Origin of the sequence: Magnetospirillum moscoviense (assembly GCF_001650635.1) — a bacterium.
In the GTDB taxonomy this organism is placed as follows: domain Bacteria; phylum Pseudomonadota; class Alphaproteobacteria; order Rhodospirillales; family Magnetospirillaceae; genus Magnetospirillum; species Magnetospirillum moscoviense.
The window spans coordinates 1-12029 of the sequence record NZ_LWQU01000148.1; the positions used below are offsets into that span (position 1 = coordinate 1).

General features: G+C 64.6%; 13 protein-coding genes. 3 read left to right on the forward strand and 10 right to left on the reverse strand.

Annotated features, from left to right (window positions below; translation table 11 throughout):
• Positions 1–245: 245 nt before the first annotated feature.
• From A6A05_RS12595 to A6A05_RS12605, 3 genes are read left to right on the forward strand one after another with little or no spacing between them, the layout of a single operon-like run.
• Positions 246–569 (forward strand): four-helix bundle copper-binding protein, encoded by a 324-nt coding sequence (locus A6A05_RS12595; RefSeq protein ID WP_068501550.1) that lies wholly within the window; start codon positions 246–248, stop codon positions 567–569.
• 47 nt (positions 570–616) lie between these two features.
• Positions 617–862, forward strand: coding sequence for a hypothetical protein (locus A6A05_RS12600; RefSeq protein WP_068501554.1), 246 nt, complete (start codon positions 617–619; stop codon positions 860–862).
• Positions 863–865: 3 nt separating this feature from the next.
• Entirely contained in the window at positions 866–1288 is a 423-nt protein-coding gene (locus A6A05_RS12605; RefSeq protein ID WP_068501557.1) for a bacteriohemerythrin, read from the forward strand.
• Here A6A05_RS12605 and A6A05_RS20900 read toward each other — a convergent pair.
• The 10 genes from A6A05_RS20900 to A6A05_RS12650 form a co-directional block, all read right to left on the reverse strand.
• Positions 1266–1469, reverse strand: a complete 204-nt coding sequence (locus tag A6A05_RS20900) for a hypothetical protein (protein ID WP_156521044.1) — start codon at positions 1467–1469, stop codon at positions 1266–1268. The genes A6A05_RS12605 and A6A05_RS20900 overlap by 23 nt on opposite strands.
• Positions 1470–1606: 137 nt before the next feature.
• A complete protein-coding gene (locus A6A05_RS12610; protein WP_245644292.1) occupies positions 1607–2821 on the reverse strand; it encodes an MFS transporter in 1215 nt (404 codons plus the stop codon).
• Between the two features lie 93 nt (positions 2822–2914).
• Positions 2915–4609, reverse strand: coding sequence for a ribonuclease J (locus A6A05_RS12615; protein WP_068501563.1), 1695 nt, complete (start codon positions 4607–4609; stop codon positions 2915–2917).
• On the reverse strand, positions 4609–5388 hold the full coding sequence (locus tag A6A05_RS12620; protein ID WP_068501566.1) for a type III pantothenate kinase: 780 nt from the start codon (positions 5386–5388) through the stop codon (positions 4609–4611). The genes A6A05_RS12615 and A6A05_RS12620 overlap by 1 nt, the downstream gene beginning before the upstream one ends.
• Positions 5389–5402: 14 nt before the next feature.
• Positions 5403–6146, reverse strand: a complete 744-nt coding sequence (locus tag A6A05_RS12625) for a biotin--[acetyl-CoA-carboxylase] ligase (protein ID WP_068501569.1) — start codon at positions 6144–6146, stop codon at positions 5403–5405.
• Between the two features lie 14 nt (positions 6147–6160).
• A complete protein-coding gene (gene nuoN / locus A6A05_RS12630) occupies positions 6161–7612 on the reverse strand; it encodes an NADH-quinone oxidoreductase subunit NuoN (RefSeq protein ID WP_068501630.1) in 1452 nt (483 codons plus the stop codon).
• Positions 7613–7627: 15 nt separating this feature from the next.
• Positions 7628–9142, reverse strand: a complete 1515-nt coding sequence (locus A6A05_RS12635; RefSeq protein WP_068501571.1) for an NADH-quinone oxidoreductase subunit M — start codon at positions 9140–9142, stop codon at positions 7628–7630.
• Between the two features lie 15 nt (positions 9143–9157).
• A complete protein-coding gene (gene nuoL, locus A6A05_RS12640) occupies positions 9158–11086 on the reverse strand; it encodes an NADH-quinone oxidoreductase subunit L (protein ID WP_068501578.1) in 1929 nt (642 codons plus the stop codon).
• A 10-nt stretch (positions 11087–11096) separates the two neighbouring features.
• Entirely contained in the window at positions 11097–11408 is a 312-nt protein-coding gene (gene nuoK / locus A6A05_RS12645; protein ID WP_068501582.1) for an NADH-quinone oxidoreductase subunit NuoK, read from the reverse strand.
• Positions 11408–12019: an NADH-quinone oxidoreductase subunit J gene (locus A6A05_RS12650; RefSeq protein WP_068501586.1), complete on the reverse strand. Its 612-nt coding sequence runs from the start codon at positions 12017–12019 to the stop codon at positions 11408–11410. Before A6A05_RS12650 ends, nuoK begins: the two co-directional genes overlap by 1 nt.
• Between the last annotated feature and the right edge of the window lie 10 nt (positions 12020–12029).

The following is a 12029-nucleotide window of genomic DNA, read 5'->3' on the forward strand; positions in this document are numbered from 1 at the left end:
TCTATGGTCTGTTTCAACAACGACCACTTTGGCGCATTGCGACGCCGGTGAGCAGGGGCCGTCCACCCCATCATTGCGGGCGCGGCCAAGCAAACCGGAGGTTTGCGCCCGGCGAGGGGCGTATTTGCTCGACGGTTAAACCAGGGCCCGGCGGTCATCCGCCGGGCCTTTCGCGTTGACGGGACGCGCCAATGGTTGCACGCTTTTCCACGAGTGATTTCGCCACACGAGGGAGGGACCAGACCATGTCCATGAAGACCTGTATCGACGCCTGCGACGAGGCCCACCGCATCGCCACCGAGGCGGCCATCCACGGCATGCAGCACGGCGGGGCTCTGGCCGAGTGGGAACTGGTGCAATTGCTGCTGGATACCGCCGACATCGCCGAAACCGCCACCGACTTTCTGCTGCGCAGCTCGCGGCAATTCACCGGCCTGTTGCGCGTCACCGCCGAAATCTGCGACAAGTGCGCCGATTCCTGCGAGAAGCTGGCGGCCGAGGATCTGCGCATGAAGCAATGCGCCGAGGCCTGCCGCCGCGCCGCCACCCAGTGCCGCAAGCTGCTGTAGCCGCAGCCCCCCCCCCCACCAACCAACCAACCAGGAAGGGCAGAACCATGGACGAGACCCGGATCACCGCGGAACTGCCCAACCTGACAATCGCCATCGACCATCGAGCCGAAGACGGTGCCGAGACCGTCATCATCCGCCTGACGGCCTGCCCCGATTTCCGCCAGGCCCTGCCCCTGGCGGATGGAATGATGCAGGCTTTGCCGTGGTTGGCGCCATGGTCCTTGTGGACCCGAACGATCGAGACCATGCTGGCTCCTTGGGCTGCGCACTTGCCGCCGCCCCGGAGCTAAGCCATGCCCTTGATCGTTTGGGATCACAGCTACAGCGTCGGTTCACCCCAACTGGACGCCGACCATCAACGCTTTCTCGACATCCTGGGCCGGGTCTACGATCTGTGGCGCCAGGGCCAGCCCGACACGGTCGCCCTGAACGCCCTGTTCGACGAGCTGCAATCCTTCACCGACGAACATTTCACCCGCGAGGAAACGGCGCTGGCGGCGCGCGAATACCCGGTCGATCTGTTGCTGGCCCACCACGAAATGCACCACGACCTGAAGCGCCGCGTCGTCGAGTTCCGCACCCGGCATCTATCCGGGCAGGGGCCCGACCGCCTGACCGACGAGATGATCCGCTTCCTCAAGCATTGGCTGCTGGATCACATCATGAACGAGGACATGAAGTACCGGCCGTTCTTCACGCAGCAGCGTCACGCATAAGCGATTCCATCACCTGCGAGGCCAGACACGAACAAGTCAGGCGAAATTGACAATGGATGGTGCGGTCGCAGGTCAACGCCATGTTCAATGCGCGGCGAAGATCCGCACTCGGCACGGCGCCGCCGACCAGTCTGGCGTTTGACAAAGCAGGCAGGCAGCAAAAGAAATCGCGGATGTCCATCGGCCCCTACCGTCTATTTTCCTGACGGGATGCTAGGGCCAAGCCGGGTGCTCGGCTACTATCCTATGGACTCAGTCGCGAAACCTTCATCTTCACGTCACAGCACCGCAATATGATCCCCGGATTGTTCAAAATGGTCAGGCCGGTTTGCGCAGCAAGGGCAGCGCCCACACCATCGAGGCCGCCAGCAGAACCGCCGGCACGGCGAAGGCGATGGTGAAGGCTTCCGCCGGCCAACCGATTTCCGATTTCGGCCACATTCCGATCACCGCGCCTAGCCCCCACTGCATCAGGAAGGCACCCATGAACATGCCCAAATTCAGGCTGGTGGTCGCCCGGCCGGCCAGATGCGGCGAAAACCCCCGGGTCGCGACCACATAGCAAAGCGTGCTCGAGGCACCCGAGAATCCATAAACCACCGCTAGCACCATGGGCGCAGCGCCCAGGCCGGCCATCATCAAGGCCTGGCAGATCAGGAACAGTGCCAGCCCGCCGCCCAGCACCCGGGCGGGATCGATGCCGACCCGCCCGGCCCGCTCGGCGATGACGCCCCAGCCCAGGAAACCGGCGGCCATGCCGGCGGCCATGGCGGTCAGGCCGGTGGCGACGCCGTCGGCGGGCAGGCCGGCGACATCGCGCAGCCACGGCCCGGCCCACAGGCCCTGGATGGCCATGAAGGCCGCCTGCGACACCACGCCGACCGGCAAAAGCCGCCAGAAGCGGCGGTCACGATAGATGCGGCCGACCTCGGCCAATTGCTGGGGCAGACTTTCCGGCACCGCGCTGCCATGGCGGTCGGGCACCACCAGGAACAGGTTCACCGCCGCCGCCACCGTCAGGAATGCCAGCACCACGAAGATGGTGCGCCAATCGACGAAGGCCAGCGCCGCCTGGACCGGCGCGGTGGCCGCCACCGCCCCCAGGCCGCCGGCAGACAGGATGATGCCGTTGAACAAGGGCAGCTTGGCCGGCGGGAAGAACTGGACGTTGGCCTTCAAGGCGGCCATCAGGCAGGCCGACACCCCCAGCCCGACCAGGGCGCGGCCAATGATCAGGGTCTCGGCCGATTGCGCCACCGAAAAGGCCGCCGAGCCGGCGGCGGCGAACAGCAGCAGCGCCGCTTCCACCCGGCGCGGCCCGAAGCGGTCCAGCAAGATGCCCAGCGGCAGCTGGAACGAGCCGAAGGCCAGGAAATACACCCCGGTCATCAGCCCCAGATCGCCGGCATCCAGCGGCACCGCCTTGCTGATCATCGGCGCCAGCACCGCGTTGACGGTGCGGTACAGATAGGACAGGAAATATCCGGCGGCGAACGGGGCCAGGACCCGCAGGGCCAACACGCGAAGGGACAAGCTTGGCTGCATCGCTCACCGGTTGATCATGGGTTCACTGGTATTACCATGACCGCGCCGAAGACAGGAATCAACGAAGCGATTGAAACGGTGTCAAACCCGGACCAGATGGACATTGGTGATGGGCTTGTGGCCCAGCATCTCTTTCAGCTGGCGACGCACGGCGCGGCGCACCGCCTCGGCCGCCACCGCATCGTCCTTGCGACCCGAGGGGGGCAGGTCCTCGAAGGCGTCGCGGGCGGCTTCCACCACCAGATCGTGCTCCTCGGCCCAATGCTCGGCGTCCAACAGGCCCAGCGCCGTCACCTGCGGATCGGTCAGCAGGAAGCCCTTGCGGTCGCAGACGATGGTGCACACGGCCGAGCCGTTGAACACCATGCGGCGGCGATCGCGGATCAGTTCGCTGTCCAGGCGGACCAGGCGGGGGCCGCCTTCCAGGGCCTGGCCGTCCACCGCCAGCCGGCCGGTGGGGACATGGTCGACCACCTCGGCTGTTCCGGGGGCCAGGCGCAGCATGGCGCCATTGTCGATGGCCACCGCCTGGGCGCAGCCCAGTTCCAGCGCCAGGGCGCAATGAACCTGAACGTGGCGGGCCTCGCCATGCACCGGCACGGCGATGGTCGGCTTGAGCAGGCGATACATCTCCTCGACCTCGTCGCGGGCCGGGTGGCCGGAAACGTGGATCGGCTCTTCCCGGTCGGTCACGACATCCACGCCCAGCCGGATCAGCTGGTTCTGCACGCGGAAGATGGCCTTTTCGTTGCCGGGAATGACGCGCGACGAGTAAAGCACCACGTCGCCCTTGCCCAACTTGACGGTGGGATGGTCGTTGGCGGCGATACGGGCCAAAGCCGCCCGCGCCTCGCCCTGGCTGCCGGTGCACAAGTAAAGGACCTGGTCGGCCGGCAGGTGGGCGGCGTCATGGTCGGTCAGGAACGGGCGGATATCCTTCAGATAGCCCAGCTCGCGCGCCGCCTTCTCGATGCGCCACAGGCTGCGCCCGACCAGAGCCACCGAGCGGCCATTGGCCTCGGCGGCCAGGGCGACGCTTTCCACGCGGGCGACGTTGGTGGCGAAGCAGGTGATGGCAATCCGACGCTTGTAGCGGCCCAGCAGGCCGATCAGGTGGGCCCGGACCTCGGCTTCCGAACCGGAATGGCCCTTGGTCATGACGTTGGTGGAATCGCCGACCATGGCCAGCACCCCTTCCCGGCCGATCCGGCGCAGGGCCTCGTAATCGGACGGGTCACTGATCAGCGGGTCGGGGTCGAACTTCCAGTCGCCGGTATGGACCACCAGCCCGGCCGGGGTGCGGATGGCCAGCAGGTTGGGTTCAGGGATCGAATGGGTCAGCGACACCATCTCGATGTTGAACGGGCCGACATCGAAGCGCGAGCCCTGGGCCACCACATGCAGAGGCACGATGTTCTGCAGGCCGGTTTCGTGCAGCTTGCCCTTCAGCACGGCGGCGGCGAAGGGGCTGGCATAGACCGGGCATTTCAGGCGCGGCCACAGATATTGGATGGCGCCCAGATGATCCTCGTGGCCGTGGGTGATGACCAGGCCGACCAGATCGTCGCGATGGTCCGCGATCCACGACGGATCGGCCATCACCACATCGATCATCGGCATGGTCTCGTCGCCGAAGGTGACGCCGCAATCGACCATCAACCACTTGCCGTCATAGCCGTACAGGCCAAGATTCATGCCGATCTCGCCGGCACCGCCAAGGGGAAGGAAGTAAAGCTCGCCGACGGAACCGGCGGTAACGGGCTTCTTGCGCGCCATCAGGCTTCCAAACGTTTGTTGCGACGGTGAATTTCCAATAGGCCCCGCAGCGTCAGGTCGGGGTCCAGCTTGCCGATCACCGGCGTCGCCTCGGCGAACAAGGGCGCCAGGCCGCCGGTGGCGACCACCAGCATCTTGGCTCCGGCCTCTTCCTCGATGCGGCGGACCAATCCCTCGATCAGGCCGACATAGCCCCAGAAGATGCCCGACTGCATCGCCGGCACCGTGGCCTTGCCGATCACCTGCTTGGGCCGGCCGATGGCGACGCGCGGCAGCTTGGCGGCGGCCATGTGCAGGGCTTCCAGCGACAAATTGATGCCCGGCGCGATGGCGCCGCCGCAATAATTGCCTTCGGCATCGACGACATCGAAGGTGGTGGCGGTGCCGAAATCGATGACGATCAGCGGACCTTGATAACACATATGGGCGGCCACCGCGTTGACCAATCGGTCGGCGCCCACTTCCTCGGGCCGGTCCAGCAGGACATGGATGCCCAATTGCACGCCTTCGTCGCCGACCACCACCGGATCGCAGGCGAAATAGCGCCGGCACAGCGTCTTCAGCGAAAACACCATGGCCGGAACCACGCTGGCGATGATCGCGGACGTGATGTCCTCGCGGCGCATGCCGGCGGTGGTCAGAAGCTGCATCAGCCACACCCCCAATTCGTCGGCGGTGCGGTCGGTGTGGGTCGAAGCCCGCCACTCGCCCTTGACCTGCTCGCCGTCGAAAACGGCGAAGACGATGTTGGTGTTACCTGCGTCGATGGCAAGAAGCATGGGAACCCTTCCGGTCAGACGGGGGGAAAGAACACGTCGCCGGCCAGGATGCGGCGCAATCCCTGGCCGGGTTGATCCAAGATCAGCGCGCCTTCCTCGTCAAGTCCGGTGAAGGTGCCGGTCAAGGTTTCCGTTTCCAGACGCACCACGCAAGGCTCGCCCAACCCGCGCGAACGGTCCAGCCAGGATTGGCGGATCGGCGTGAAGCCCTGATCGCGCCACAGCGTCACCGCCGGGATGAACGCCGCCATGAAGCCTTCCAGCACGCCCATGGAATCGCCCCGATAGCCCAACTCGGCCAGGCTGACCGCCGGATGATTCATGCCCTCGGCCGGCGGTGCCGCGGCGACATCGACGCCCAGGCCAAGGATCAGCCATTGGCTGCCGACAGGCTCCAGCAGCATGCCGGCGCATTTCTTCCAGCCGCCGCCGGTCTCGGCCATCACGTCGTTGGGCCATTTGGCGCGCAGGCGGGTCAGGGGAAGGGCCAGGGAAAGGGAATCGACCAAGGCGGCCGCCGCGGCGAAGCCCAACTGCGCCGCCTGGCCCAGCCGCCCGTCGATGCCGATCAGCACCGAACAATGCAGGTTGCCTTCCGGGCTGATCCAGGTGCGGCCGCGCCGCCCCCTGCCCTTGGTCTGCAGGCTTGCCACCACCACAAGCAGATCGGCGGCTGACCCGTTCGCGATCAGCCGCCGTGCTTCATCGTTGGTACTGTCGACGCTGTCCCGCCAGACCAGGCGGGACGGCGTCGGCATTTGAGGAACCGAGATCACTGGGCGAACAACACCGCCGCAGCCGCCTTGGCGCTGACCAGCAGCGGACCAGGGACGAGGGTGAACAGCAGCACCACCGCGGTCGAAACACCCATCACCAGGGTCATCGCCCCGCCATGCAGACGGTCGAAGGTCTCCACCACCTCATCGAAATACATGATCTTGATGATGCGCAGATAGTAATAGGCGCTCACCACGCTGGTCAGGATACCGATCACCGCCAGGGCGAACAGGCCCTGATCGACGGCGGCCTTGAACACGTAGAACTTGCCCCAGAAACCGGCCAGCGGCGGGATGCCGGCCATCGAGAACATCAAGATGGCCATCACCGTCGCCATCAGCGGATGGGTCTTCGACAGACCGGCCAGGTCCTCGATGCCTTCGACCAGGCGGCCCTTCTGGCGCATGCACAAGATCACGGCGAAGGCGCCGATATTCATGAACAGGTAGATGGCCAGATAGATCAGCACGCCCTGGACGCCGTCGGCGGTGCCGGCGGCGATGCCGACCAGGATGAAGCCGACATGGCCGATCGAGGAATAGGCCATCAGACGCTTGATGTTGGTCTGGACGATGGCGGCGAAGGAACCGACGAACATCGACATGATGGCGATGAACGCCACCACCTGGCGCCACTGGTCGGCCATCTCGCCGAAGGGGCCGACCATGACACGGGTGAACAGCATCAAGGCGGCGATCTTGGGGGCGACGGCGAAGAAGCTGGTCACCGGGGTCGGAGCACCTTCATAGACGTCGGGGGTCCACATGTGGAACGGCACCGCCGATATCTTGAAGGACAGGCCGGCCAGGATGAACACCAGGCCGACGATGAAGCCCAGATGCGGATGGACGGCGTGCTCGCCGCCGAACAGCTTGGCGATGCCGTCGAACGAGGTGGTGCCGGCGAAACCGTAGACCAGCGAGACGCCGTACAGCAGCAGCCCCGAGGCCAGGGCGCCCAGCACGAAGTACTTGATGCCGGCCTCGGTCGCCCGGGCGCTGTCGCGGTGATAGGCGGCCAGCACGTAAAGCGACAGGGATTGCAGTTCCAGGCCCAGATAGAGCGACAGGAAATCGTTGGCCGAGACCATCATCATCATGCCCAAGGTGGCGAACATGATGAGGACCGGATACTCGAAGCGGCCCAGCTTTTCCTTTTCCAGGTAATTCATGCTCATGGCGGCGGTGAAGGCCGAGGCCACCAGGATCATCACCTTGGCGAACACGGCGAAACCGTCCAGCACGAACATACCGCCGAAGGTGGAAAGCTTCTCGCCGCCCAGGCCCCAGGTCACCAGCACGCAGGCCACCAGGGTCAGGATGACGATGATGGTCGCGGGCTTGGTGGTGTCGGACTTGGCAAACACGCCCAGCATCAGAAGACCCATGGCCACCACGGCCATGATCACTTCCGGCAAGGCGGGGATAAGGTCGATCGTTGCGTTCATGTCGTCCAATCCCCTTTAGCGAGCCGCGACCGAAAGGCCGTTGGCGGCGGCCTTGGCCAGTTCGAAATTGTCGATCAGCTTGGCGACCGAGGCATGCATCGGTTCCAGGAAGGTGTTCGGATAGACGCCCATCCAGATCACCAGCACGATCATCGGCGCGAACATCGCCACCTCGCGCGGGGACAGATCCATGATGGACTTCAGATCCTCGCGGGTCAGCTTGCCGAACACCACGCGGCGATAGAGATACAGCGCGTAGCACGCACCCAGCACCAAGCCGGTGGCGGCGAAGAAGGCCACCCACGAATTGACCTGGAACACACCCAGCAGCACCAGGAACTCGCCGACGAAGCCCGAGGTGCCGGGCAGGCCGACCGAGGCCATGGTCATCAGCATGAACACCGCGGCGTATTTCGGCATGCGTTCCACCAGGCCGCCGTAACGGGCGATCTCGCGGGTGTGCATGCGGTCATAGACCACGCCGACGCACAAGAACAGCGCGCCCGAGACGATGCCGTGCGACAGCATCTGGTACATCGCGCCCTCGACGCCCTGGGTGGTCATCGAGAAGATACCGATGGTCACGTAACCCATGTGGGCGATCGACGAATAGGCGATCAGCTTCTTCATGTCGTCCTGCACCAGGGCCACCAGCGAGGTGTAGATCACCGCGACGATGGACAGGGTGTAGATCAGCGGCGTGAAGTATTCCGAGGCGATCGGGAACATCGGCACCGAGAAGCGGATGAAACCGTAGGCGCCCATCTTCAACAGCACGCCGGCCAGGATCACCGAACCGGCGGTCGGGGCCTCGACGTGGGCGTCGGGCAGCCAGGTATGGACCGGCCACATCGGCACCTTGACGGCGAACGAGGCGAAGAAGGCCAGCCACAGCCACAATTGCATGCGGCCGTCGAAGGCGTGGGCCATCAGGGTCGGGATGTCGGTGGTGTGGGCGTCGAAATACATCGCCAGCATGGCGATCAGCATCAGCACCGAACCGGCCAGGGTATAAAGGAACAGCTTGAAGGCCGCGTAAACCCGGCGTTGGCCGCCCCACACGCCGATGATGATGAACATCGGGATCAGCACGCCTTCGAAGAAGACGTAGAACAACACCATGTCCAGGGCGCAGAACATGCCCACCATCATGGTCTCGAGGATCAGGAACGAGATCATGTATTCCTTGACCCGGGTCTCCACCGCGCCGATGGACGACAGGATGCAGATGGGGGTCAGGAAGGTCGACAGCAGCACGAACCACACCGAGATGCCGTCGACGCCCATGGTATAGGCGATGGCGGTTCCCGGCAGCCAGGTGGTGGATTCCTTCAACTGGAAATCCGCCGAGGCCGGATCGAAGCCGGACAGGATGAACAGCGAGACGACGAAGGTCGCCACCGAGGTCAGCAGCGCCACGTTGCGGGCATTACGCGCCACCACCTGGGCTTCGCCGCGGATCGCCAGGATGAACAACGCGCCCACCAGCGGCAGGAACGTCGTCAACGAGAGCAAGGGCCAATCGGTCATGGTCTTCCCCAGACTTTAGCGCGCGTTGAACATGTACCAGGTGACGAAGGTCGCCACACCGATCAGCATCGCAAAGGCGTAATGGTAAAGGTATCCGGACTGCAGACGGCCGACCTTGCCGGCGATCGCCTTGGTGGCGGCCGCGACTCCGTCGGGACCGACACCGTCGATCAAGGCGCCGTCGCCGCCCTTCCACAGGCCGCGGCCCAGCTTGAAGGCCGGACGCACGAACAAGAAGTCGTACAGCTCGTCGAAGTACCACTTGTTCAGCAAGAACAGGTAGATGCCGTTGAAGCTCTTGGCCAGCATGCCCGGCACCGACGGCGCGAACATGTAAAGGATGTAGGCCAGCGCGATGCCCGACACCGCCACCACCGTCGGCAGGGTCGCGACCCAGCTGGGGATGTGGTGCAGGTTCTCCATGGTCGGATGGGCGGCGGTCACCAGGATGGCCGACTTCCAGAACTCGGCGCGGTCGTGACCGACGAACATCTCGTAGCCCAGCCAGCCGGCCAGCACGGCGCCGGTGGCCAGAACGACCAGCGGCAGCACCATCACCGCCGGGCTTTCATGGACATGGGCCATGGTGTGCTCGTCGGCGCGCGGCTTGCCGTGGAAGGTCAGGATCAACAGACGCCAGGAATAGAAGGCGGTCAGGAAGGCGGCGGCGACACCCAGGCCATAGGCCAGCAGGCCGACATTGGAGTGGGCGGCGTAGGCGGCTTCCAGGATGGTGTCCTTGGAATAATAGCCGGCGAAGAACGGGATGCCGGCCAGGGCCAGCGAGCCGATCCACATCAAGGCCCAGGTCACCTTGACGTGCTTCCAGATGCCGCCCATGCGGCGGATGTCCTGCTCGTCGCTCATGGCGTGGATCACCGAGCCGGCGCCCAGGAACAGCAGCGCCTTGAAGAAGGCGTGGGTCATCAGGTGGAAGATCGCCGCCTGATAGGCCGACACGCCGATGGCGAAGAACATGTAGCCCAGCTGCGAGCAGGTCGAATAAGCGATGATGCGCTTGATGTCGTTCTGGACGCAGCCGACGGTGGCGGCGAAGAAGGCGGTGAGCGCGCCGATGATGGTCACGGTGGCCAGCGCGGTGTCCGAGAACTCGAACAGCGGGCTCATGCGGGCGACCATGAAGACGCCGGCGGTGACCATGGTGGCGGCATGGATCAGCGCCGACACCGGGGTCGGGCCTTCCATCGCGTCGGGCAGCCAGGTGTGCAGACCCAACTGGGCCGACTTGCCCATGGCGCCGACGAACAGCAGCAGGCAGCAGATGGTGACGGCGTGCCATTCGATGCCGAAGAAGGTCACGGTCGCGCCGGCCTTTTCCGGCGCGGCGGCGAAGATGGCGTCGAAGCCGACCGAGTCGAACATGTAATAGACGCCGAAGATGCCCAGCGCGAAGCCGAAATCGCCGACGCGGTTGACCACGAAGGCCTTGATGGCGGCGGCGTTGGCCGACGGCTTGTGGAACCAGAAGCCGATCAGCAGATACGACGCCACACCGACGCCTTCCCAGCCGAAGAACATCTGGATCAGGTTGTCGGCGGTCACCAGCATCAGCATGGCGAAGGTGAACAGCGACAGATAGCTCATGAAGCGCGGCTTCGACGGATCATGGCTCATATAGCCGACCGAGTAGACGTGCACCATGAACGACACCCAGGTCACCACGATCATCATGACCGCGGTCAGGGTGTCGAACTTCAGGGCCCACGACACATTGACGGTGCCCGACTGGATCCAGTTCAGCAGCGGAATGACCACCGCATTGCCGTCGATGGCGACCGACTTGAAGATCAGCCCCGAGATGGCGGCGGACACGCCCAGAAGCGTGCAGGTGACAAGCTGCGCACCCCGGTCACCGATGAAGCGGCCGAACAGGCCGGCGACGATCGAGCCCAGCAGCGGCAGGAAGACTGCGGCGATATACATCATTGCCGGATTACCCCTTCAGCTGGCTGATTTCCTCGACCGCGATAGTGCCGCGGTTGCGGAAGAAGACGACGACGATGGCCAGACCGATGGCGGCCTCGGCGGCGGCGACGGTCAGGATGAACATGGTGAAGACCTGGCCGACCAGATCGTTCAGGAACGACGAGAAGGCCACCATATTAAGGTTCACCGCCAGCAGCATCAGCTCGACGCTCATCATGATGATGATGACGTTCTTCCGGTTCAGGAAGATGCCGAACACGCCCAGCGTGAACAGAATGGCGGCGACGGTCAGGTAATGGGCGAGACCGATAGCGAACATCAGATGCCTCCCCCGGTGGGAACCTTGACGATTTCGACGCTGTTCTTGGCGGTGCGCGCGATCTGGTCGGCGATCACCTGCTTGCGCACGCCCGGACGGCGGCGGTGGGTCAGCAGGATCGAGCCGACCATGGCCACCAGCAAGATCAGGCCCGACGCCTGGAACAGATAGGCGTAGTCGGTATAGAGCAGCCGGCCCAGCGCCTCGGTGTTGGTGATCTGGTCGGCCGCCGGAGCCGGAGCCCTGATCAGCGCCTCGACGTCGGGGGCAAAGGCCCAGCCGCCGAAGATCACACCCAGCTCGACCACCAGCACCAGGCCGATGACCGCGCCGATGGGCAGATACTGCGCCACCCCTTCCCGAAGCTTCAGGAAGTTGATGTCCAGCATCATGACGACGAACAGGAACAACACCGCCACCGCGCCGACATAGACGACAACCAGGACCATCGCCAGGAATTCGGCGCCCAGCAGCAGGAACAACCCGGCCGCGTTGAAGAAGGCGAGGATGAGGAACAGAACCGAGTGGACCGGGTTCCTGGCCGAGATGACCATGACACCGGCAGCCACCGCCAGGCCTGCGAACATGTAGAAAATGAGAGCCGCGATCATGCCATCCCCC

Coding starts and splice junctions, on each gene's coding strand:
- A6A05_RS12615 (WP_068501563.1), bottom strand. CDS start 4,609: ATGGCGCGCAAGAAGCCCGTTACCGCCGGTTCCGTCGGCGAGCTTTAC.
- A6A05_RS12605 (WP_068501557.1), top strand. CDS start 866: ATGCCCTTGATCGTTTGGGATCACAGCTACAGCGTCGGTTCACCCCAA.
- A6A05_RS12620 (WP_068501566.1), bottom strand. CDS start 5,388: ATGCTTCTTGCCATCGACGCAGGTAACACCAACATCGTCTTCGCCGTT.
- nuoL (WP_068501578.1), bottom strand. CDS start 11,086: ATGTATATCGCCGCAGTCTTCCTGCCGCTGCTGGGCTCGATCGTCGCC.
- A6A05_RS20900 (WP_156521044.1), bottom strand. CDS start 1,469: ATGGACATCCGCGATTTCTTTTGCTGCCTGCCTGCTTTGTCAAACGCC.
- A6A05_RS12600 (WP_068501554.1), top strand. CDS start 617: ATGGACGAGACCCGGATCACCGCGGAACTGCCCAACCTGACAATCGCC.
- A6A05_RS12650 (WP_068501586.1), bottom strand. CDS start 12,019: ATGATCGCGGCTCTCATTTTCTACATGTTCGCAGGCCTGGCGGTGGCT.
- A6A05_RS12635 (WP_068501571.1), bottom strand. CDS start 9,142: ATGACCGATTGGCCCTTGCTCTCGTTGACGACGTTCCTGCCGCTGGTG.
- A6A05_RS12595 (WP_068501550.1), top strand. CDS start 246: ATGTCCATGAAGACCTGTATCGACGCCTGCGACGAGGCCCACCGCATC.
- nuoN (WP_068501630.1), bottom strand. CDS start 7,612: ATGAACGCAACGATCGACCTTATCCCCGCCTTGCCGGAAGTGATCATG.
- nuoK (WP_068501582.1), bottom strand. CDS start 11,408: ATGTTCGCTATCGGTCTCGCCCATTACCTGACCGTCGCCGCCATTCTG.
- A6A05_RS12625 (WP_068501569.1), bottom strand. CDS start 6,146: ATGCCGACGCCGTCCCGCCTGGTCTGGCGGGACAGCGTCGACAGTACC.